The sequence below is a fragment of the Emticicia sp. W12TSBA100-4 genome (assembly GCF_040253585.1).
Taxonomy (GTDB): Bacteria; Bacteroidota; Bacteroidia; order Cytophagales; family Spirosomataceae; genus Emticicia.
Window position 1 is genome coordinate 383,926 of record NZ_JBELAU010000003.1, and the last position, 24,514, is coordinate 408,439.

The following is a 24,514-nucleotide window of genomic DNA, read 5'->3' on the forward strand; positions in this document are numbered from 1 at the left end:
ACAATAACGCAAGTTAGAAACTTGCTCTACTATGTCGAAACTAACACCTAAAATTGGATTACGAGCAGCTACTATTTTGGTAGTGAGTGTGATTGTTGGCTCTGGGGTATTCAAAAAAATTGCTCCAATGTCAGCTGAGTTGGGTTCGCCTATTTTGGTGATTTTATGTTGGGTTTTGGCAGGAATTATCAGCTTAGCAGGAGCATTGTCAACTGCTGAAATGGCGAGTATGTACCCCGATTCTGGTGGTGAATATGCTTATTTTCAGAAGATTTATGGCCGTTTTTTTTCTTTTTTGTACGGTTGGGGCAATTTTACGGTCATGAAAACCGCCTCCATTGCGGCTCTGGCTTATATTTTTGCACAATCATTCAATAGCCTTGTTCCACTCGCTGATTTAAATCTTAGTTTTATCATTTTTGGCATAAATATTCTTGATAATTTTTCTATCAAAATACTGGCTTCGGGCTTAGTTATTATGTTAAGTCTGCTCAATTATAGAGGTATTACTGTTGCCGAAAGCTTAAGTAGTGTGCTTACTTATTTGATGTTTGGGGCGGTTTTACTACTAATCATCTTAGGGATTAGTTCTTCACATGGAAGTTTTGAAAATCTCACGCAAAAAAGTAGTCATTTCAATAATACCTCGGTCGAAGGTTGGGGTTTAGCTAAAGCCATGATGCTGGCAAGTCTTGGTGCTTTTTGGGGCTACGAAGGCTGGAATCATATCGGTTATATTGGAGAAGAAGTAAAAAATCCGCAACGAAACTTGCCTCTCGCTTTGGGTTTTGGAACAGGAATCGTGATTTTGATTTACGTTTTGCTGAACATCGTTTTCGTTTATATTCTGCCGATAGATTACTTCATTCAACTCAACGAGACGCCGAATAAAATTGCCGCTATTGAAGTTGCAAATCAAATTCTTGGAAAAACTGGGGTACTTTTTGTGGGTTGTTTGATACTTGTAACAACGCTGAATGCCACTAATAGTTCAATTATGATGTCGGCCAGAATCTTTTATGCTATGTCGAGAGATGGTTTGTTTTTCAAGAAAGCCTCTTCCATTCACCCGAAATTTCAAACACCCGACTTTTCACTTTTTATACAAGCAATATGGTCAATACTTTTAATATGGTCAGGTAGTTTCGACCAACTGACTGACATGCTTGTATTCGCTTCGTTTATTTATTACGGAAGTACAGCTTTGGGAGTAATTATATTAAGAATCAAAAGTCCAAATATCGAAAGGAAGTATAAAGTAGTTGGTTACCCATTTGTACCCGCATTTTTTGTAATTTTCTGCATATCTCTACTCATTATAACCATATACAACCAGCCAAAAGAAGCCTTGATGGGACTTGGTTTGATTGCCACAGGCATTCCTTTTTATTTATTTTGGAAGAAAAATTAATAAACTAAGTAGTCCACGGTCAATAGTCGACAAGTCCACAGTAAAGTAATGAGCTTATAGACAGCTATATAACTGTCTATGAAATTGTCGAATAATATTAACCTATTATGTACTGAGACGAAAATAAGCGAAAAAAAACATTAATTAATTTATTGATAATCAAACATTTATCTCGAATCCTGTATCTCGTCTCTTGTGTCTCATTACTTATCTATCAACTTCACCCATCACCACATCAAGCGAGCCAATTACAGCCACTAAATCGGCAATCATGCCACCACGAGATAATTCGGGCAAAACTGACAAATTATTGAACGAACAAGCACGAGCTTTTACCCTCGTTGGAATATCCGAACGACCATCGGTACGGATAAAGAAACCTAATTCACCTTTAGGATTTTCAGCCCGACAATAAAAATCCATCTTCGGTGGACGAATTTTCTTCGGAACAAGTGCTTGTGGGTCGAAATCGGTGGTTCGTTTATGCTCTTTCGTCAGTTTTTCTAAACATTGTTCAATAATTTTCACCGATTCCCAACATTCTTGCACACGCACATTGTTTCTATCCCAACAATCGCCTACTTTTCCCATCTCACCTTTTCCGACTGGAATATCAAAATCAATTTCACCATAAACTGAATAGGCATCTACTTTTCGTAAATCCCATTTTAGTCCCGAACCACGCAAAACTGGGCCCGTACAACCATAATTAATGGCCATCGGTAAAGGTAAAACTCCAATATTGGCGGTACGATTGATAAAAATATGATTTTCGATGACCAACTGTTGTAACTCAATGAGTTTTGGTTTCAGATAATCAATAAATTCTCGGCAACGCTCTTCAAAACCTACTGGTAAATCATAGAATAAGCCCCCTACCCACACATAATTATAGAGCATTCTGGCTCCGCAAAGCCATTCGAGCATACGCATAATATGTTCACGGTCACGGAAAATCCAAAGAAATGGCGTTGCAGCACCAATATCGAGTGCATAAGTCCCGATAGCAATAAAATGGGAAGCCAAACGGTTCAATTCTGCCACCAAAACTCTGATATATTCTACTCTTTTAGGCAAATCTTTATCTATTCCGAGCATTTTTTCAATACCCATCACATACGCCAGCTCCGAATTCATGGCAGCTACATAGTCCATTCTATCAACGTAAGGAATAATTTGATTGAATGGTAAACTTTCGGCGTGCTTCTCGAAACAACGGTGCAAATAGCCCAAATGGGATACAACATCGACCACAATTTCGCCATCAGTAAGCACTTCCAAACGCAAAACACCATGCGTAGATGGGTGTTGTGGACCAAGATTCAGTACCATTTCTTCCGAATACAAATCTTCGGGTTTGTATTTGTTCGGTTCTGAAATAGTTAGGTTTTCGGGACGATATTTATATTGTATTTGTTGCATTTTGAGACAAGAGAAGTAAGACAAGAGAAGTAAGACAAGAGATTTGAGAGGTCTGCATCTCATGTCTCTTGTCTAAAATCTAATATCTTATTTTATGTAAAAAATATTACTTACAGGGCGTTCGCCAGCGTGGTCGAATAATTTATTATCTGATGGATAATTCACAACGCCACTTTCGGGTTGGCCTTTGATATACATGGTTGTTGAACCTCCACCATCAAAATTAATAGCATCTTTACAATTCAGAGCCTTTGTCAATGTACTTAATTCAGCTAAAGTCATACCAAAAGACTCAGTCGAGCGACCATCTACTGTAATCAACAACAATTTTTTATCATTTGTTACACACGCACATGTACGAGGGTGACGATTATCATTGAATGGTGTTTTGGCTAATTCTTCCATTACGCCGTTGTATATCAACAAAGGGCCAGTCAATAAAACATTTTCTTGCGTTAGGTTTTTCTCCCAACCCGCTTTTTGTTCTCCTTTGATGATGCTTACCTTATTATTTTCGATAATTACACCCGAAATAGAATGAAATGGAAGACGAGCTACATTAGAAAGTCGAGTTGTGTCAATTACCGTTCCTTCAATTTTCAGAAAGTCAACCGCTCCGCCGTTTTTCATATCAAAAAAACCGGCATTTACGGCCGCAATTGCTCCTAAATCGGCTGCGATTTTACTTGTCTTCTGTAACGAACGCTTGATTTGAGGATCTGTTTTTATTGAATCGACGGTTGCGAAACCAAACTTTACTTTTTTATTATTGAGCGAAATCTCCAAAATATTAATAGACTGATTAGCACTAAAAAGCTCTTTTTGCTTAAAATGTATTCGTTTCCAATAAAACTTTTTCCCCAGCTTTGTAGTTTCCCAAGTAGCCTTTTTGATAATTGCGGCATCATCTTGTGCCATGCAAAAGTGAGATAACAGAAATAAAAAGAGGAGTTTTTTCATATAATAACCTAAAGTTTACCAAAAGTACAGATGCAAAATATTCTTCCCAAAGAATTTTACGAAAAACATGATACATTGACTTTATCAAAGTTACTTTTAGGCTGTACTTTGGTGCATGAAAGCCCCGAAGGACGCACCGCAGGAATCATCGTAGAAACCGAAGGCTATCTTCAAGGCGACCCGGCTTGTCATGCTTATCGAAAGAAATCAGTTCGTAATGCTCCCATGTTTGAAAGCCCAGGAACGTGCTATGTGTATCTAATTTATGGAATGCATTATTGTGTAAATATTTCAAGCGGAGCAAAAGATATTGGAGAAGCCGTTTTAATTCGGGCCTTAGAACCCACAGAAGGTATTGAATTGATGCAAAAACGTCGCAAAACCAATGATTTAAAGAATTTATGCAGTGGCCCAGCAAAATTGGTGCAAGCAATGGGCATTACTCTCGATTTTAATTTTCTAACACTTGATTCCGACGAATTTCATTGCCTCAAATCAACCAATAATGACTTTTCAATCGTCACTACTACTCGAATCGGTATTACACAAGGAGTAGATTTACCTTATCGGTTCTATATCGAAGGGAATAGGTTTATAAGTAGGAAATAAAATATTATTGAACACAAGCATTATTTTATACATAATAAAAAAGAATGACCTCACAGAGTTCCAATAGCATTGATGCACCCAATAAGCAGTTTACATTTATGCTGTTTTATTTCTTGCGAGATATTAAGAGATTATTATTCAAAAGAGATTCTTCCAAGTACCTTTAATAAAATTGTATTTTAAAGTGCTCGGAAGGGCTTTCCAAAAATATTTGTTGATCTCCACTGAGAAAGATGGTTGCATATAACAATTTATTGTGCAGCCTTCACACTCTTTTAATTTCCCCTCTAAGGCTACAATATTTTGAACATCAGTTGAATTGTATAGTTCATGTAAATTATTATCAATCAGGAATTCTTTGCTCCCCAGATGATAACAAGGAAGTACTAATTTATTTTCTGGCGAAATAACAATTGTTGAAGATGCTGCTTTACAAATTGGATTATTAATATCATTACCACCGTTTTTTCTTAGAGTAATGAATGCTTCATTCAGAAAAACATTTTTCTGTTTACCCCACCACAATAGTTTATTCAAACTTTCATCAGATAGTTTTTCACCCGTTTCAACATTATTATAATCAAAAACAGGATTTAATATCAACATTAGATTGTTTGGTTGCGTAAACTCTCGCCAAACCCTCTCTATAAGTTCAATGTTATTTTCAAAGACTGTAAATAAAATGTCTGGTCTTTCTCCTAATTTTTTTGCTATGGCAATTGATTCAACAACTTTATCAAAACATTTTACTCCTCTCGACTTATTATGGGCATCTTCGTCTGGAGAATCAAGTGAGAAATGCAGCATATCAACCTTGTTTTTTAAACGTTCTGCATATTTTGGGTATAACAAACAATTGGTTGTTACGGTAGTAATCATTCCCATAGCTTTGGCTTCTGCTAAAAGAATATCCAAATCTCTATGGAGCAATGGTTCTCCCCCAGTAAAATCAATGACTTTGACTCCCAGTTTTTTTAGATCTCGAAGGTTATCTTTAAAATTTTGAAGTGTAATATAAGGTGAAGGTTTTTCCCATATATCACAAAAGCTACACGAAGCATTACAACGATAGGTAACGTAATAATTGCATAGAATGGGATGGTTGATAATTCTCATTATAATTGACTTTGGGTTGATATAGGAAAGTTTTTTTCATATTAATTTGAAAATGGTAAACTTTCAAAAAATAGCAAACACTATTATATCCTATCCAACCTTTACTATTTATATTCTTCAAAGAAAGTTTATAAAAGGTACTTATTGATAATTTATAATCTGAAAGAATGTAACTGAAAGAAAGATTTAAAATTGCTCTTTTAGGGCAATGATATGATTCAAAAGCTGGGTATCTTCTTCAAGTAAATTACCAATGACAATTACGTCGGCACCAGCTTCAAAAGCATCTTGAGCTTTTGAGAGCGTATTTATTCCTCCTCCAATTAATAGCGGAACATTGATGTTGGCTTTTACTGCTGCTATCATTTCCTTATTGATTGCTTTCTCAGCTCCGCTCCCCGCATCCATAAAAATTAATTGTAGTCCGAGCATTTCTCCCGCCATTGCTGTACATACCGCAATTTCTGGTTTATCATTTGGGATAGCTTGAGTTTGGCTCATATAATTGGCAGTTGTCTGTTTGCCGCCATCAATAAGCATATAGCCCGTTGGAATAACTTCTACACCACTTTTTTTCAGCATTGGTGCGGCAATTACTTGCTGTCCAATCAAAAATTCGGGATTACGTCCAGAAATCAAACTTAAAAATAAAATCCCATCAATACCTTCACTAATATGGATGGCATTTCCGGGAAACATCACAATGGGAACCGTAAAGATATCTTTTAATTTATTTATTACATTATGGATCTTTTGTGTAATTATGAGGCTCCCTCCAATAAAAACATAATCTATTTGTAAAAGACTTACTTTATCAATTTCTTCAAATTTAATTTTATCAAATTTATCTGGGTCAATTAAAATAGCCAATGATTTCTTTTTATTAGAATAATTTTCATGTAATTTAAGAAGAATTTGTTTCATAGCAAGCTTTGGTAGTTTCGTGACTTATGGCTTAAAGTATGTAAAAAAGGCACGTCTATTTATTGAAGGTATTGTTAAACTTTCAAGAATAATTAAAGAAAAAATACAATTACAGTACATTTTTTTTTAAAAATATTCATTAAAATCTCTACTTCAAAAGAAACAAGCTTATATTTATTATTCGGCCGTAATTATTGTATAATATAAAGATTGACTATCACATTCACCATTTTTAAAGCCGAGCTGTAATAGGATAAAGAGAAGATAATTTTAGAAATAAAGTCCAACAAAATTTTGAGAAATCTTTTAATTTAATTTTTGTAGAATAAGTAAAACCTATAAGGCAAAATATGATACACCTCTGTGCATGAACAGCCGCTGCTATTCCACATTTATTTTGTCAGGAAATTAAATGTTGACAGGCCTCTGCTCTATTTTATAGGTTGTGTAAAGAGGTTATTTTTTCCCCAAATTAAATACTACTCCAACACGAAGACCCGCCCACATATCTAATGCTGTTCTGTATGAGGATATTTTTTTGTCTTTAACCTTACCCAAGTCGTCATTATTACCATCAATTGTTGCATCAAAAATATCGGAATATACTTTATTATGCCCAAAATCAAGTTTCAAAGCTGTATTTGAGTTCAGCTTAAATTTGAATACAATACCATAACTTAAAACAAATTTGGTGTCATTCGCTCGTCTTAGCGACATATCATTATCTAACTCGTTCGCATAACTCTTAAACCCATTCATTCCAACTCCTACATATAAATAATTATTGAAACGTTGTTTTTCAAATGGAATACCTCTATGAGTTAGGTTAAAAATATCCATTTCTATTCGTTGAGTAATCTGATAAAACGAAGTAGTAGTGCTTAAGTTTATCGAATTTTTAAACGCTTTAAAGTTCCCCCCTTCAAGTGTGAGCTGAGTATTGAAATAAGGGCTGAGTTTTTTTCCAATGCAAAAACCAAAAAGAGGGTCTTTTATCTCAAAATAATGACGAATATCTAAGTTGCTTTCTTGTTCATTTAAATCTCCATAATACTGAATTGTACCAATGTATGTAGAAATGAAATATTGTTTGTTAGCATCTTGGCAATACGACTTTGTATTTACTACAAGTAAAATTAAGGTAAAAAAAAATAAAGACTTCACAATAGCAATCGGTTTTAATAATCACCCTATCAATTATCAATAATCGTACCTTACAGACGTTAGACAATAAATTATCATATTTTATCCTTGTATATTCACATTCTAATATTGATTAATTACGTATTATTATATTTTTAAAAATCTTACGAAAACAATGCCATTTTTTGAAACTAAAATTATCAAATTTATCTTTATCACAATTATACTGATATGTTAAGTTATTTCATCTATTTTTACTTTTTAATAAGTACCATTGTCTCATTTCTTCATTTTCTAAACTAACTCGTAACAATATGAATAGAAACTTCACAGATGGGTTAAATTTCTTTTCAAAAGTTACCACTAAACGTGCCTGGAATGCCTTAGTTAATGTTTCAAGCTATATTGAATCAAAAATTACGGGTAAATCCAATCATCGAGCTTTACCAATTGCCATCTCGATAGAGCCAACAACCTCCTGTAACCTAAGATGCCCAGAATGTCCGAGTGGATTAAGAAGTTTTACACGCCCAACTGGAATGTTGGATGATAAGTTATACAAACAAGTCATTGACGAACTCTCTGAAACATTATTGTATTTAATTTTTTATTTTCAAGGAGAACCTTACTTACACCCCAAATTTCTTGACTTGGTCAGATATGCCGCCAACAAAGGCATCTACACGGCTACCTCAACCAATGCCCATTATTTGAATGATACGAATGCAAAGAAAACTGTCGAATCTGGACTCGACCGCATGATTATTTCAATTGATGGTACTACGCAAGAAGTATATGAGCAATATAGGATAGGTGGAAATTTATCAAAGGTAATTGAAGGAACTAAAAATATTGTTCACTGGAAAAGAGAATTAAAATCAAAAACACCTCATATAATTTTCCAATTTTTGGTAGTAAAACCCAACGAACATCAACTGGAAGAAGTTCGGCAGCTCGCCAAAGAAATTGGAGTTGACGAAGTAGCTTTCAAAACAGCCCAAATTTATGATTACGAGCATGGTTCAAACCTGATACCAAGCATTGATAAATTCTCTCGTTATAAGCAAACACCCGATGGTACTTATCAAATAAAAAATAAATTACTTGATAATTGTTGGAAAATGTGGCATTCTTGTGTGATTACATGGGACGGATTAGTTGTACCCTGCTGTTTCGATAAAGATGGAGAGTATAGATTAGGTGATTTGAAAAAACAAACCTTTAAGGAACTTTGGCAAAGCAAACCTTACAAAGACTTTAGAAAATCGCTCACAAACGCACGTGCCGAAATTGAGATGTGTAAAAACTGCACAGAAGGAACCAAAGTTTGGGGGTAATGATTTACATTTGATTTAATTTTTTAGAATGACAAAAGGAAGTTTAGAAAATATAATTGCCATCATCGGATTAGGCAACATTGGTTTACCACTGGCTATTGAATTCGGCAAGAAATTCAAGACCATAGGCTTTGATGTAGATAAACACCGAGTTGATACCTTACAACAAGGCATCGACATCAGAAATACAAGTACTGAAATGATAAGCATTTCAGAAAAGCTCACATTTACTTCTGAATATCAAACACTTCAGGTTTGCAACATTTTTATAATTGCGGTGCAAACAAGTACTAATAATGATAGTACACCTAATATCAATGCCTTAATCAATGCAAGTCAAACGGTCGCAAAAATATTGAAGAAGAATGACCTTGTCATTTATGAATCTACGGTATTTCCAGGTTGTACTGAAGAAATTTGTGTGCCTATATTGGAGCAGTTCAGTGGTTTGACCTATAATTCTGATTTCTTTGTTGGTTATTCTCCTGAAAGAATCAATACGGGCGACTCGGTGCATACACTTACTAATACCATAAAGATAACAGCAGGCTCAAACACTGAAACTGCACAAAAAGTAGATAAACTCTACCAAACAATTATTAAAGCGGGAACGCACCTTGTAAGCTCAATCAAAACCGCTGAAGCAGCAAAACTACTCGAAAATGCCCAAAGAGATATCAATATTGCCTTTATGAACGAGGTAGCCGCCATTCTAACTGGACAAAATATAAGCTTCGAGGATGTTTGGAATGCGAGCAGTACCAAATGGAACTTCCTTAAGTTTTCGCCTGGCTTGGTAGGTGGTGAATGCTTGCCTTTGGCATCAAATTATCTGCATTATCTTTCTAAAGACAAAGAGGGTGTACTTCAAAGTTCAAGAATGATAAACAATAATTTTCCTCAGACCATCGCTCAGGTAATTGAAGAAAAAATCAAAACTGATTTCCCAAATTTGGATAATGCTAAGTTATTGGTATTGGGAATCACCTATAAACCTGATTCGCCAGATTGTAAAAACTCACTCGTTCCGCTTTTTGTCAACTCCTTAATTAACAAAGGGTTTGATATCAATTGTTATGACCCAATTGCAGTAAATGCACCTTTAAAAGTCATTGATACACTTACTGATGACCACAAATACCATTTAATTATCAAAGCAAGCAAACATAGTATTTTTGAACAATTGAATTATTCATCATTCACACACCCAGATTACCTAATTTTCGATATTCAACAATTTTCTTTTCATAAAGGCAAGCCAACTATGGCTGAAAACTAAAACCCAGACCTATCCACTTACATCTTTGGGCTTCAAATTTACCATAAGGAGTGTGTCCATTATAGACTTCGAGTAATAAGTAAAAGGTTTTCTCGTAGTTTGGTAAATGAAAACCAAGCCCTGCTCCTATTTTTGTTCCCGGATAGAAATTATTTTGGGCTAAAATTCTATTGTCAATACCGAGTATAAATGATTGGTTCTTATTCTTTAAACTCTTTTCATACATGGCACCCAACTGAAAAGCTAAGCGTCGGCGTTCATCTCCTTCTCTAAAAGAAGGCCTTATGCCGTAGCCAATACCCCCATAATATCGCCAATGATTCTTTTTATATGCCGCAATCAAATCTAACTGTTCATAATTCACTGGGTTATTCTTATAGACTCCTAAGCCATTCTGAAGTAGGTAATCATCACCTAAATGTGATGAAATATGAAAACCTCTAAACCTAAACTGCCAATTGTTTTGTTGCCATGCGTAACTAAGAGAAATCTTATAATCAGCATTTCGCATATATCTGTGAAACTTACCATTATCGCCGAACATATCAAATTGAGTAAAAACACTCACATCCATATTGAGTTGCTGGGTTTCACTCCATTGATAGATCGGTTTGTTTAAGCCAACTGCAAAGGGAGCATAAAGCCCTCTGTCACTATGCCCCTCGGTTCGCTTTCTGGTAAAATAGCCATAAGATTGTGCTTCGATTGGATCGAAAAGCAGTGGTCTAAAAAAAGTTGTTTTTGGAAAAAAGCCCACATAGCCTTTACTTTTCTCCTGAGCCTGTACGCTCATCTGAAAAAAGACCATAATCGCACATAAAAAAAAGCCAAAGACTAACCGATTAAGGCTTCTTTTGGCTTTTAAGGTATGGAAGTAAAGTTTTTCTATCAATGTAATAGTATTTAATGATGAAAAACGTAAAGTTAAAATTTTAGTTTGAACCAATCACACGTGCTTTCACTTTTGTATAAAATTTTAATTTAAGGCTAAACTTTACAGGCGACTGATTCACACTTCCATTATAGTAAACCGTAACTTTATAAGGAGATGCTTTCATAAAACCACCTAAGGTGGCAATCGCCGTACTCGGAACTGTTAGGTCAGTTTCTTTGCCATTCAAGGCCGATAAATTAACATTACTGAAACTACCAATATTCACTTTGCCTTTACCATCTCCATCGGCAGCATCAAACGAAGCACTGGCCGTTTGAGTATTTGTTCCTTCAAAATTACTAATTGTATAAGTAACCCTCGTAACAGTTATATCGTTGAGTTTTTTTGAATATTTATCAAACTGGGCATTGGTAGTTGGATCTAAAAGTTTAGTGCCATCATACTGCGTTCCAGGTTTATTAATATCAAAATTCATCTCATTTGAAAGATCAAATGAAACCGTTGGAAAATCCTGACAAGAGAGGAAAATTAAGAATGGTAATAATAATAGGTACTTTTTCATGCTTATTTCTTGGTTTAGTACTAATTTAATTTTTTCTATGTAAATATATAGATTTGCATGAAGCATATATACCGATTAATAAATTTTTTATTAAGCGGTAAAAAAAAAGGATAATTTTATAAAACTTATACTGTATATTGCACGTACTTATTAATAAACAATGATTTTTACTATCATTAAGTAATGTCCTTAAGATGAAATTTAAAATTTTACTTTTTACTTTATTCATTGTTTATAGCAGCCATGGACAAGTAGTTTACGAGCCACTTTACCGAAGTGTGTATAGTTATTTATCAAGGATTTCTCAAAGAGGGCTCATTGATTTTGATGATATGGTGCAACCCATTTCTCGAAAAGAGATCGTTGGACACCTTACTCAACTGCAACAAATAAATTTCAAGCTAACAGCACTTGAAAGAAAAGAACTTAGTTATTATCTTAAAGAATATACCCAAGAGATAAATTTATTATACAGAGATTCTACGCTCAAAGAAACCGATAAGGTAAAAATACTTAAATACACACAGCATGATAGATTTAGGTTTCTCTCATCACAAGACAAACTATTTACTATTAACTTTCAACCTATCTATGGATATAACTTTCAGACTACCAACGGCAGTTTAAGTCTTACCCATCGCTGGAGTGGATTCTGGACTTACGGTTACATTGGCAAAAACTTTGGTTATAGTTTTGATTTCAGAGGCAACCAACAAGATGGCACTGGAGTTGATTCAAGCAAAGCCTTTACACCCGAAACTGGCGTAATTGCTCGCTATCGCAAAAATGGTCTTGAATACAGTGAGGTAAAAGCAACATTATCTTATAATTGGAAATGGGGAAATCTGACCGTAGGAAAAGATTATATGCCCATTGGTTATGGCTCTAACGGCAAGATAATTTTATCAGATAAAGCCCCTTCTTTTCCATTAATAAGGTTAGACATCAAGCCTGTGAAGTGGTTTGCTTTCAATTATGCCCACATTTGGTTGAATTCTGATGTGATAGATTCAACTAAAATTCGGGCTTCGGGTATTCCGGGCATTAATCAGGTGAGCGATGTACCCAAATTTATGGCAACTCATTCATTGATCTTTACCCCATTTAAAGGCTTTAAATTCTTATTGGGCGAATCAATCATTTATAATAATCAAGTACAATTGGCTTACTTGACACCTATTTTGTTTTACAGGGCAATGAGTCATTATCAAGGCGAATTAACGAGAAGTAACACAGTGAGTAATGGCCAAATTTTTACACAGATAAGTTCAAGAAACCATCTACCAAATACGCATATTTACGCTTCTTTTTTTATTGATGAGGTCAGTCTCGTGAACAAGAAGCGAAACCAAACAGCTTATAATATAGGTGCATCACTGACTGACTTCCCTATTAAAAACTTATTTTTTAGTACCGATTATACCCGTGTAAGGCCTTATACATATATTCACTTTATCCCTTCACAAACGTATCAGAATGCGAGTTATAATCTTGGACATTGGATTGGAGACAATGCGGACCAATGGACAAATGAACTTAGGTATCGCATTAAACGTGGACTTGATGCACGGTTCCTCTTCCGTACTATTCGAAAAGGAACTATTGGAGATGGAGTTGGACAACAAGATACGAAACTGAAATCCAATTTTCTATGGGGACAAACAAAATCCTTACAAATAATTGAAGCAAACATTAATTATGAAATTATTCACGATTTATTTGTTAAATTTGGCTATCAAAACTCAACTTATATAAATAAACAAAAGCAAAATAATCTATCATTCAGTCTTAACTATGGGTTTTAATATGACCTTAGTATAGATTTTTCCTTAAATTCACTAATAAAAATGGTAAAACTGTTCTCTTATTCAACACTCAAACGAATCCTTGTACTTGGAGTCTTGCTTGTAGCTGTCCTACACTTACAATCTTGCATCAATACACCTCCAATTGCGTATTTTCAGTCAAGTGATTCATTGAAATTTCAGCAATTAAAGAAAATTCAGCCTACTATTACCCGCATCCAGCGGAACGACATTTTGGCCATCACAGTTGGCTCGCTTAACCAAGAATCGAATGAGATTATGAATTTTGCTAATGTGAATGCCTTGACAACGACCAATTTCCCAGGACAACAAGGATTACAACGAAATCAACCATTAGGCTATTTAGTTGACTCTTCTGGACATGTAGAAGTACCCTTTGTAGGAAGATTAAAACTCTTGGATATGACCCTTGAAGAGGCGGCTAATGTAGTAAGGGCAGAGGTTATCAAATCATTGAAAGACCCCGCTATCAATGTTCGGTTCTTGAACCATAAGTTTTCGGTTTTGGGTGAAGTAAATCGCTCTGGTACTTTTAATTTACTGGATGACCGCACAACTTTGCCTGAAGCCTTGGCAATGGCAGGAGATTTGACAATCTATGGTAGCCGAACCAATATTATGGTATTGCGTGAAAATAATGGTATTAGAGAGGTTGCTCGGCTCAACTTATTAAACCAAGAAGTATTCGATTCACCCTATTATTATATACAAAATGGCGATTTGATATACATTGAACCTATCAAAGCCAAAGGAACATTTACTGACCAACGCTTGCAGCTGATACCGATTTATACGGGTATTGCTACTACGGCGGTGGTTGTTTTGAGCCTATTGGTCAATATTCTAAAATAAACGTTAATTACAAGACGTAAGACACGAGACAAAAGATTATACATAAAAGTCTGATTAGTATTTAATTATATTTATTTAATTAAGTAACTAAGATAATAGTAATCGAGAAGCTGAAATATTGTAGGTATTGATTTTAGTGTTTTATGGTTGCTGCGAACCGTCTCTTGTCTCGAATCTCTTGTCTTTTGTCTCAATACTAAAAAAACTAAAATCATAAAATAAAAAGGATGAATAACTTTGAACTTTTGCAAGAAAAAGAGGATACATTTGATTTGAAACTTTTTTTTCTAAAATACTTACGCTATTGGTATTGGTTTATATTAGCCCTATTTTTAACATTAGGTTGTGCGTTTTTTTATTTACAATATGCTGTACCAGTTTATGATATTTCAGCTACAATTTTGATAAAAGATGAGAAAAAAGGCTCAAGTGCTGGAAACGAAATTCTGAAGGACTTGGATATGTTTAGCGGAAGTAAGATTGTAGAGAATGAAATAGAAGTATTTAAGTCAAAAGTTTTGGCAGAGAAAGTAATAGATGAACTCAATCTAACCGTATCTTATTATTCGGAAGGTTGGATTCGTGATACTGAATTATTCAAAAAAAGCCCAGTTACTTTAAACTATGTAAGCTTAAAAGAAGTAGCTTATAAAGACCCTTTGTATATTAGATTGGTAGATACTCAGAACTTTGAACTTTTGGATGAAAACAAAAGTGTGATTGGCAAGTACTTATACACTCAAGCTCTAAATAATAGCTATGGACGTTTCAGAGTGTTTTTGAATAATCCCAAAGCAAAAAATGGCGAAGTTATAAAAATTCGTTTTATTCACCGAGAGGAAATGGTTGAAAGGTTTACTAAAAACATCAAGGTTGAATTGATTAATTTAAAAAGTACAGTTTTACAGTTAGGTTTAGAAGATCCCGTCCCTGAAAAAGGAAAATCAATTTTAGCTAAATTGATTGAAGTGTATACTTTCTCATCCTTGGAAGACAAAAATAGTGAAGCAACCGCTACTTTAAGATTCATTGGTGAAAGATTACAGTTAATTACTGGTGAATTAAAGGATGTAGAAAAAGATGTGGAGGTTTATAAGACCAGTCAAGGAATAACTGATTTAAGTAAAGAAGGAAACCTTTTCTTAGAAAAAGTAAAAGAAAATGATACCAAATTAAGTGAGGTTGATATCCAGTTGAAGGTTTTGGATGGTGTTGAACGTTATCTATACAGCGGGCAGACTAATGTAGCACCTGCTACATTGATGGTAAATGACCCTATTTTAACTTCCTTTATTGAAAAATTGGGAGAATTAGAGCTCCAACGGGAAAAGGTTTCACGAACTGTTCAACCAGGAAATCCATTTTTGGAAACAATAAACACTCAAATTGCCAATACCAAACAAGCCATCCGTGAAAACGTCTCCAACCAAAAAAGAGGCTTAATCATTACAAAAAATGGTTTACAAGGTAATAATAACCGTTTTGAAAGTGCTATTCGTACTATCCCTCGAAAAGAACGTGAATTTGTAAACATTCAAAGACAACAAAATATCAAAGAAAGTCTTTACCTATTACTTTTACAGAAGCGAGAAGAAACGGCCTTGTCATATGCCTCTACAGTAACTGATAGTAGGATAGTTGATACTCCTCATTCTACTCCGAAGCCAATTAAACCCAAACCAATGATTGTCTTTTTAGTAGCCCTTTTCTTGGGTGTATTTATTCCAGTTGCAATAATTAATGTTAGAGAGTTGTTGAATGATAGTGTACAATCTCGAAAAGATATTGAGCATATTACAGGGATGACAATTTTTGGTGAAATTGGCCAAAAGTCTAAAGAAATAGAAGGTTCGTTAGTAGACATTAAGAGTAGAAGTTTCCTTTCAGAACAATTTCGAAGTCTTCGAACAAACCTCCAATATATTAATACAAACAATCATGGAAAAGGAACTGTACTCGTGTTTACTTCTTCAACAAGTGGTGAAGGAAAAAGCTTTGTGACACTAAATTTAGCAGCCAGTTTAGCTTCCTTAAACAAAAAAGTTGCTGTATTAGAATTAGATTTACGTAAGCCTAAGCTTTCTGCTTATTTGAATGAAAGTCGGGAGTTTGGTATTTCAAATTATTTAGTTGGAAATACCAATGAAACAGATATAATCAAAACTACTTCTGTTAGCAATTTATTCTTGATTTCAAGTGGCCCAATACCTCCTAATCCTGCTGAACTATTATCAAATGGAAGAATTGAAACTTTGATAAATGTTTACAGGGAGACATTTGATTATGTATTGATTGATTGTCCACCTGTTGGATTGGTAACTGATGCTATGCTTCTTTTTCCTTATGCAGATACTTGTTTTTATTTAGTTAGACATGAAGTTACAAAACTTCAAAATTTAAATATATTAAATGACCTGAAAAAAAGTACTCAAATAAAGTCTTTAAATGTCATTTTAAATGGTGTAAATTATAAAAATAGTCATGAATATCGTTACGGTTATGGCTATGGCTATGGCTATGGAAAAGGATACTATATAGAAGACTTTAAAAAATTGAGTTTTATTAAAAAGCTAAAAAGAAACTTAAAAAAAAATAAAATCTCTAATCTTTTTAAATAAAGATTTTATGCCTTTTCATAATAATACTTTTTAATTTAAAATTAAAAAGTATTATTATGAATATTACAAGAAGTTTGATTATCCGAATACATTTTACTTTTTTTAGTTTAAATATATCCTTATATTTAAACTATTATATTTGGTATAATGCATAAGTATAAATAATGTTATATATTAGTCCATTTCTACTTCAAAATTCATTTAATAGCAATTTAAAATTAAAGTTTTTTAACACATTACTTATTCAAAAGAAATAGCAAGTAAAGGCTAACTTGGGAAAATTTTGACATATTTACATAATGACATTTTTTCTTAACAAAAAAGTAAGTAATTAAGATATTTAAATTTTAAAATGGATTTGTAAAATTAATTTTTTATATTTTGTACACACAATTTATAAATATAACATCTACAGCCTAAAAATGTGATATAATTAACAAATAGAGTATTTTCTTATGAGACATCAAATTAGTTCTATAAAGAAAATCCATCTATGCTTTACATAAGTTTTGATTAAGCACTATTCATTTTTTAGTTAATTTGACTTTTTTATATGAACTTAGTTTATCTCATCTCATTATTCTTATCTTCCAGCTTTTTACTTTTGCAATGTAATAGTGATGCAAGTTTAGTAGGTAATAACACAGGTTTAATCAATACTATTGAAAATAATCCTCATTTAAAGGAGGGTTCAATCGATGCTGACATCGTGGTATATGGTGCAACCTCTTCGGGTGTGATGGCTGCAATTCAAGCATCTCGAATGAATAAAAAAGTTGTCTTAATTTTAACTCCAAATGAAACAATTGGAGGGATGAGTACAAATGGTTTAAGTAATACCGATATTGGCAATGTTACCGCTATTGGAGGGCTTGCATCAGAATTTTACAGTAATATTGGTTCACATTATAATCTTCCTACAAAATTTACTTTTGAGCCCAAGATAGCTATGGAAGTTTTTTTGCAAATGATGAAAAGAGAAGATATTATTTTGGTAAAAGCCAATAATTTTAATACAATTAAGAGTGTAAAAATAGAAAATGGATATATTCAAAATATTGTTACCAACGATGGTAAAATTATATATGGCAAAATCTTTATTGATGCATCTTATGAAGGTGATTTAATGGCAGTGAGTAATGTAGATTATATCGTTGGAAGAGAGTCTAATTCAATGTATAGCGAAAAGTTGAATGGAGTTACTCCACCTATTCTTAGTTGGGTGGTAAGTGTTTTTAAAATTAAGAATGATGAAAAAAGTGGTGTTTTACCAAATATAAGTACAATCAGTTCATTTAACAAAATTGGTTTAGGTGATAATAAAATACAGCCTTATAATTTTAGGTTATGTATGACGACAAAAAAAGACAATCAAATTATGATTGAAAAACCAGCTGAGTACAATATTTATGATTACGAACTATTAGTAAGATACGCAAATTTAAATCCAAAGAATAATTTTTTAAGTGTTGTCCCATTGCCAAATAATAAATTTGATGTAAATAATGAGGGGTTTATTTCGACTGATTTACCTGGTATAAATTTTGATTATCCAAAAGGTGATGATGAAATGCGATTAAAAATCAAGAATAAAATAAAAAATTATATGCTTGGTTTTATATGGACTTTACAAAATGATGTAAGAATTCCGCTTGAAGTCAGAAATAAGTATAGTAATTTAGGCTTAGCGAAAGATGAGTTTGTTGATAATAACAACTGGCCGTTTGAGGTATATGTAAGAGAATCTAGAAGATTGATTGGAGAATATGTGATGACTGAGCATGATATATATTCAAAAACAAAAATTAATGATTCGATAGGTATGGGTTCTTATAACATAGATAGTCATCCAGTTCAATATGAAATAAGTAGTAGGAATTTATTAGCTATAGAAGGAGGATTATTTTATCCTATCTCTAAACCTTATCCAATCAGCTATAAATGTATTCTCCCAAAGAGGGAACAATGCAGGAACTTATTAGTTTCTGTTTGCGTATCAGCGAGCCATGTAGCACTTAGTTCAATGAGAATGGAGCCAGTATATATGATTTTAGGCCAATCTGCTGCCATAGCTGCAAGCTTATCTATAGAAAGTAATGTCGCTATTCACGATTTGAGATATGATATTTTAAAAGTATCTCTTTTAACGGCTGGACAAAAATTATATTGAGAGATATTTTTCCAATATGGTGGAGTTAATATAAATCCTTATCAAAAAGTTATAATACTTCTATTTAAATAGAAATATTATAATTCTATTATAAGACACATTTTAATGTCAATATGTCTAAAGAATTAAACTAAACAAAATTTTCTTTTTTAAAATAATCATAACATTTTTTGAGAGATAAAATTATTTTATCAATGCAGGCAGCAAAGAAAGTTACAGTAAATACCGCAATTTCCTATTTTAGGTTAATTATTACAGTTGTTATTTCTTTCTATTCAACTAGATTAGTGTTGAATTCATTAGGAGCCATAGATTACGGAATTTTTAACTTAATTTCTGGAGTTGTAGCAATGTTATCTTTCTTAAATGTAGCAATGTCTACTTCTACTCAACGTTTTTTTTCTTACTATCATGGCAGTGAAATAAAAAATGTCCAAAAAAAAATTTTTACTAATAGTGTTGTTATACATTTAATAATTGCCATAATTGTAGTTGTGATATTAGAATTGTCTGGACTTTTTTTGATTTCTAACTTCTTGAAAATACCAGAAAGTCGAATTGATATAGCACTAAAACTATTCCATTTCATGGGATTAAGTGTTTTTTTTACTATAGTTTCAGTGCCTTTTACAGCACTTTTAAATGCACATGAGAATTTAATTGTAATTGCAATTGTAAATATTTTGGAAGCAATTTTTAAAATATTAATTGCTTTAACACTTGATTTAATAAATATTGATAAATTATTACTTTATGGAATACTTATCAATTCAATTAGTATAGTTAGTACAGGGTTTTATCTTACCTATTGTATTAGAAAATACGAAGAATGCACATTGATTAGATTGTTTGAAATGGATAAAGTATTAGTGAGAAAACTTTTATCGTTTGCTGGATGGAATTTATTTGGGTCCATTTGTTTTTTAGGGAGAACACAAGGAATAGCAGTACTATTAAACTTATTCCACGGAGCAGTAGTTAATGCTGCTTATGGAATATCAAATCAGGTTTCTGCACAAATGAATTATTTGTCAGTTTCAATGTTGCAATCTTTAAACCCCCAAATCATGAAAAGTGAAGGTATGAATGATAGGGAAAGAGTATTACGACTTTCTATGATGGCCTGTAAATTTAGTTATTTTTTGTTTGCTTTTATAGCAATACCCTCAATTGTAGAAATGGATGAAATTCTATCCTTTTGGCTAAATAGTATACCAATTTATAGTTCAATATTTTGCTCTTTATTATTAGTAGGAATGTTAATTAATCAATTAACAATTGGTATTCAATCAGGATTACAAGCTGTGGGTAAAATTAAACATTATCAGTTTATTGTAGGGACTCTAATTCTATTGAATTTACCAATATCATTTATATTATTATCATCTGGGTATGAGCCATATTTCGTATTTATCACTTTTATCTTTATAGAGATACTTGCCTGCTGTATTAGACTTTTATTTTTAAAAAAGGAAGGTGGCCTGGATATCATGGAATACGTAAATAGAGTATTATTAAAGATTTCGTTTCCAACATTTACGATAATCGCAGTAGCACTTACTTGTAGGTATTTATTTAGTTTCCCTAATAGATTCATTGTAACATTCCTTTTTTCAATTTCATGTTTTGTTATAAGTATTCTACTAACTGGTTTGTATAAAGATGAAAAGGAATTATTAGAAAATTTTATTTTAAAATTCTCAAAGGGAAGAAAACTTTTAAATTGGAAATAATAATTTAGAAAACAATAAACGATAATAACATTTCAAATGAACTATATCTACTATAAAGCACAAAAAGGAAACTTTGGTGATGACTTGAATGCTTGGATTTGGCCAAATTTTTTTGGAGAGCATAATGATAATGATAATATTGCTTTTCTGGGTATAGGTTCTATATTGTACAATGATTTCCCACTAATAAAATCTTTAACCTCTCAACGGAAAATTGTTTTTGGGTCAGGGGTTAGACTGACTTATGACCAATTTAAATACGATAGCTCTTGGGACATTAAATTTTTACGTGGCCCATTGTCTGCATCTGCATTAGGAGGTAAGAATAAGCATATCATAGATGCTGCTTATACAATTAGATTAATGAATAATTTCGATGAAATATTGGCAACTCCAAAGAAGTATGATATAAGTATTTTTCCTTATTTTAAATCTATTGATTTTTTTGATTGGCCACAATTGTGTAAGAAAATGAATTTTCATTACATTTCACCAGAGTCCGAATTTGGTGTTGAACATACGTTAAAAGAAATTGCCGCTTCCAAATTCGTTATTACTGAGGCTATGCATGGTGCAATTTTGGCTGATGTACTAAGGGTGCCTTGGCATAGATTTGTTTTGTCAACACCATTTACTGAAGGCCCAATGGTATCTGAATTTAAATGGATGGATTGGCTATATTCAATAAATTTGCCCTATCCACAGACTACATTTATAAAATTCTTTAGAAAAACATTTCTTAATAAATTAGTATATGATTTAAGTTTAAAGACAATAAATGCTGAGTTTTTATTTAAAAAGAAAATCGAAAACGATATTATTACCAATCTTTCAAGCCCTAAAGAATATTATCTATCTTCTGATTCACTAATAAGTGAAATTAATAGCAGATTATTTGATGAAATTCACACTATTAAAAATGAAATACTATGAATCAATAAAAATCACATTGATTATTATTGAATTTTGGATTATTTCGTATTAGTTAATACTTCAATAGATATTTGCCATGAGTACCTTTATAATTTTGGAATTAATTTTGTTGTTTTATTTCTCTAGAATACTGTTTAGTAGAGAGAAAAACAAAAAATATTTATTACTAAGTTTTTTTATTGTTTCCGTGCCATTTGAATTAACAAAAGTAATAGGAAGTGAAAATACACAACTTGTTTCTGGAACTTTAGGTTCAAATATAATGATTATTCTACCTAATTTATTCTTGTTAGGTATCATTATTTTGACCCATGAATGGAAAAAATTAAAAAGAATATTTTTATTTGATTTTTGGGTAAAAATATTATTCATGTTAATAATTGTATCTTTAATAAATCCAAATAATTCTTCCTTAATTTCAACAGTTATTTTCGCAATTTTTGTATTCCAGTATTTAATATTATTTAATTTATTCCATTCCACTTTAAGCTATTTCCAAATTATTGAGGGACTTTTTGATGGCTTTAGGGTAGCGTCTATAATTCAATTAATTTTAGCGATTTGCTTCCCAATATTAAAAATGAAGACAGTAACAAGTCTATTTCACACAGCTTCAATCGAATGGTCAACAAGGTTAGGATCACGTGACGGTGCAGTTGGTTTTTTTGTTTCTCCTGGCAATCTGGCTATTTTTAATATGATTGCAATTGCTTTTTTCTTCTCATGCTACACCAATAAAATTAAAAAAACATACAGTTTAATTTTTTTAATTTTTAACATTATTACTCTTTTTTTGACTTATTCAAGGACGGCATATCTTTCAACTGTTGTAATGATATTCTGTATGTATTTCATAAATAGGTATTCGGCAAAAAATATTTTTTCTATTGTTAACCTTCTTAAAGTTATACTTCCTATTTGTCTGATATTATCTTGGGTTGTTTTCTACTCTCCAGTAAGTGATTTATTCTTAAAAAGCGATGGAACGGAGCAATATGATAACAGAATGGTTCATTGGCTTATGGCTGGTAATATTTTTTCAGCTTCACCAATTTTAGGGGTTGGCCTGAACAGTCACCTCTCATTTTTAAAAAGTAATTATACATTTGCAAGTAGTGTAACTTTTAATGAGTTTTTCACTTCGAATCCAATCCATAATATTCATCTAATTGTGTTATCAGAAATTGGATTGTTAGGTTTTATCTTATGGATAGTGTTTTTTTTAAGACTTGTGAATAAATTAAAGATTTCTTTGAGTTTGAATAATAATAAAATAATTCCACTATCAACTATAGGAATTATAATTGCATTTTTCCTTTATGGAATTACAGGTTGGGCTCCATTTTCTGTCAGTATTTTGCCCTATTTTATTTTTTTTGTATTTTACTCAATAAAGGTAATTGGAAGTGACTGAAAACAACAATTAGAATTAAATAAAGACTATAGCTATGTATAATAATAAAAAAACTCTACTTATAATAACAGAGTGCTTGCCATATCCTTTAAACTCTGGAGGCAATATCGCTCAGTTTGAAATGAATGATGCTGTTAGGGGACATTTTAATATCATAATTATTTTTCCACTCCACAAGGGTCAAGAAAACGATTTCTATGAACTTAAGAAATTATGGGACAATGTAAGTTTTTTTCCATTTTACAATAACAATAAAAATAAGCTACACAAACTTATTTACAAAAAGCCTTTAGAATGGTATTACCGTTTGATGAGGAAATTTGTTTTATCTCAAAAAAATCTCTCTAAAATTGACAGTTTTATTTTAAAAAATACAAAGATTTTTTCATCAGGTTTTATAGATGTGGAAGGAGAATTTGTGAAGCATGTAAATTCAATTATTGAAAAAAATCATGTGGATATTATTCAAGTCGAATTTTACGAACTTGTTACACTTGTAACATATTTACCTAAAAATATAAAAAAGATATTTGTAAATCATGAACTAAGATATGTAAGAGAAGAAAGAGAGCTTGCCTTGTTAACTACACAAATTCCTTATTTAAAATATCTATTTATTAGAAATAGAGGTTATGAGATTTCATTTATGCATGAATATGATCGTATTATTACTGTTTCGAATGATGATTGCAAAGAACTTTCATCTTATCTACCTCCAGCAAAACTATATTCCTCCCCTTTAACTATAAAATTACCAACTATTAGTCAGAGTGATGTAACAAAAACTATAAAAAGTATAATTTTTCTCGGTGGTGAGGAACATTTTCCAAACCATGATGGTGTCCAATGGTTTATAGAAAATTGCTGGAACGAAATTAATCAATTGTATCCATTTTTAAATTTTTCGATTGTAGGTAAATGGAGTAAAGAAAGTGAAAAGTATTATTCAAAATATAAAAACATCGTATTTCATGGATTTGTTGATGATTTAGGTAATATATTAAGAGATGGAGTTTTTATAGTTCCGATAAGGATTGGGAGTGGGATGAGAATGAAAATTGTTGATGCAGTTAATTACCAATTACCATTTGTGACTACTTCTATTGGTGTTGAAGGCTTACTTTTTAAAGATAAAAAGGATTGTCTTATTGCCGATGATGTTCAAAGTTTTATTGATAGCATAGTAAATCTAATCAAAGATGCGAATCTAAGAGAAAATTTATCAAGAAATGCAAAGGAAACATTGTTTAAGGAATATTCTCACGAAAAATTAATCAATAAAAGAATTGAATTATATGATTCTATATAAT

Annotated in this window: 19 protein-coding genes; 12 read left to right on the forward strand and 7 right to left on the reverse strand. The window is 32.2% G+C overall.

Going from position 1 to position 24,514, the window contains the following annotated elements:
- Positions 1–31: 31 nt before the first annotated feature.
- Positions 32–1,411, forward strand: coding sequence for an APC family permease (locus ABR854_RS05585; protein ID WP_350264381.1), 1,380 nt, complete (start codon positions 32–34; stop codon positions 1,409–1,411).
- 207 nt (positions 1,412–1,618) lie between these two features.
- Here the strand turns inward: ABR854_RS05585 and ABR854_RS05590 are convergent, their stop codons facing one another.
- Entirely contained in the window at positions 1,619–2,833 is a 1,215-nt protein-coding gene (locus ABR854_RS05590) for an NADH-quinone oxidoreductase subunit D (protein ID WP_350264382.1), read from the reverse strand.
- An 87-nt stretch (positions 2,834–2,920) separates the two neighbouring features.
- On the reverse strand, positions 2,921–3,793 hold the full coding sequence (locus ABR854_RS05595; protein ID WP_350264383.1) for a phosphodiester glycosidase family protein: 873 nt from the start codon (positions 3,791–3,793) through the stop codon (positions 2,921–2,923).
- Between the two features lie 30 nt (positions 3,794–3,823).
- Between ABR854_RS05595 and ABR854_RS05600 the strand changes: the two genes are divergently transcribed.
- Positions 3,824–4,402, forward strand: a complete 579-nt coding sequence (locus tag ABR854_RS05600) for a DNA-3-methyladenine glycosylase (RefSeq protein WP_350264384.1) — start codon at positions 3,824–3,826, stop codon at positions 4,400–4,402.
- Between the two features lie 138 nt (positions 4,403–4,540).
- Here the strand turns inward: ABR854_RS05600 and ABR854_RS05605 are convergent, their stop codons facing one another.
- The 3 genes from ABR854_RS05605 to ABR854_RS05615 form a co-directional block, all read right to left on the reverse strand.
- Positions 4,541–5,518 carry a radical SAM protein gene (locus ABR854_RS05605; protein ID WP_350264385.1) on the reverse strand — a complete coding sequence of 326 codons (978 nt, stop codon included), beginning with the start codon at positions 5,516–5,518 and terminating at the stop codon, positions 4,541–4,543.
- 186 nt (positions 5,519–5,704) lie between these two features.
- Complete coding sequence (locus ABR854_RS05610) at positions 5,705–6,442, reverse strand: phosphoglycerol geranylgeranyltransferase (RefSeq protein ID WP_350264386.1); 738 nt, start codon at positions 6,440–6,442, stop codon at positions 5,705–5,707.
- Between the two features lie 456 nt (positions 6,443–6,898).
- The gene (locus ABR854_RS05615; protein WP_350264387.1) at positions 6,899–7,606 is read right to left on the reverse strand and encodes a hypothetical protein; all 708 of its coding nucleotides are present in this window, start codon (positions 7,604–7,606) and stop codon (positions 6,899–6,901) included.
- Between the two features lie 293 nt (positions 7,607–7,899).
- Between ABR854_RS05615 and ABR854_RS05620 the strand changes: the two genes are divergently transcribed.
- Both ABR854_RS05620 and ABR854_RS05625 read left to right on the forward strand, forming a co-directional pair.
- Complete coding sequence (locus ABR854_RS05620) at positions 7,900–8,922, forward strand: radical SAM/SPASM domain-containing protein (protein ID WP_350264388.1); 1,023 nt, start codon at positions 7,900–7,902, stop codon at positions 8,920–8,922.
- Positions 8,923–8,950: 28 nt separating this feature from the next.
- Positions 8,951–10,201 (forward strand): nucleotide sugar dehydrogenase, encoded by a 1,251-nt coding sequence (locus ABR854_RS05625; protein WP_350264389.1) that lies wholly within the window; start codon positions 8,951–8,953, stop codon positions 10,199–10,201.
- Here the strand turns inward: ABR854_RS05625 and ABR854_RS05630 are convergent.
- Together ABR854_RS05630 and ABR854_RS05635 are read right to left on the reverse strand one after the other, a co-directional pair.
- Positions 10,185–11,093 carry a DUF1207 domain-containing protein gene (locus ABR854_RS05630; protein ID WP_350264390.1) on the reverse strand — a complete coding sequence of 303 codons (909 nt, stop codon included), beginning with the start codon at positions 11,091–11,093 and terminating at the stop codon, positions 10,185–10,187. The genes ABR854_RS05625 and ABR854_RS05630 overlap by 17 nt on opposite strands.
- 40 nt (positions 11,094–11,133) lie before the next feature.
- The gene (locus tag ABR854_RS05635) at positions 11,134–11,658 is read right to left on the reverse strand and encodes a hypothetical protein (RefSeq protein WP_350264391.1); all 525 of its coding nucleotides are present in this window, start codon (positions 11,656–11,658) and stop codon (positions 11,134–11,136) included.
- Positions 11,659–11,852: 194 nt separating this feature from the next.
- Between ABR854_RS05635 and ABR854_RS05640 the strand changes: the two genes are divergently transcribed.
- From ABR854_RS05640 to ABR854_RS05675, 8 genes are all read left to right on the forward strand, one after another.
- On the forward strand, positions 11,853–13,463 hold the full coding sequence (locus ABR854_RS05640) for a capsule assembly Wzi family protein (RefSeq protein WP_350264392.1): 1,611 nt from the start codon (positions 11,853–11,855) through the stop codon (positions 13,461–13,463).
- Positions 13,464–13,505: 42 nt separating this feature from the next.
- Positions 13,506–14,336, forward strand: coding sequence for a polysaccharide biosynthesis/export family protein (locus tag ABR854_RS05645; RefSeq protein WP_350264393.1), 831 nt, complete (start codon positions 13,506–13,508; stop codon positions 14,334–14,336).
- 227 nt (positions 14,337–14,563) lie between these two features.
- On the forward strand, positions 14,564–16,954 hold the full coding sequence (locus tag ABR854_RS05650; RefSeq protein WP_350264394.1) for a GumC family protein: 2,391 nt from the start codon (positions 14,564–14,566) through the stop codon (positions 16,952–16,954).
- Between the two features lie 553 nt (positions 16,955–17,507).
- On the forward strand, positions 17,508–19,124 hold the full coding sequence (locus tag ABR854_RS05655; protein ID WP_350264395.1) for an FAD-dependent oxidoreductase: 1,617 nt from the start codon (positions 17,508–17,510) through the stop codon (positions 19,122–19,124).
- Between the two features lie 194 nt (positions 19,125–19,318).
- Entirely contained in the window at positions 19,319–20,857 is a 1,539-nt protein-coding gene (locus ABR854_RS05660; RefSeq protein WP_350264396.1) for an MATE family efflux transporter, read from the forward strand.
- 36 nt (positions 20,858–20,893) lie between these two features.
- Positions 20,894–21,790 carry a polysaccharide pyruvyl transferase family protein gene (locus ABR854_RS05665; RefSeq protein ID WP_350264397.1) on the forward strand — a complete coding sequence of 299 codons (897 nt, stop codon included), beginning with the start codon at positions 20,894–20,896 and terminating at the stop codon, positions 21,788–21,790.
- Between the two features lie 76 nt (positions 21,791–21,866).
- A complete protein-coding gene (locus tag ABR854_RS05670; protein WP_350264398.1) occupies positions 21,867–23,204 on the forward strand; it encodes an O-antigen ligase family protein in 1,338 nt (445 codons plus the stop codon).
- Between the two features lie 34 nt (positions 23,205–23,238).
- The gene (locus ABR854_RS05675) at positions 23,239–24,513 is read left to right on the forward strand and encodes a glycosyltransferase family 4 protein (protein WP_350264399.1); all 1,275 of its coding nucleotides are present in this window, start codon (positions 23,239–23,241) and stop codon (positions 24,511–24,513) included.
- Position 24,514 lies beyond the last annotated feature (1 nt).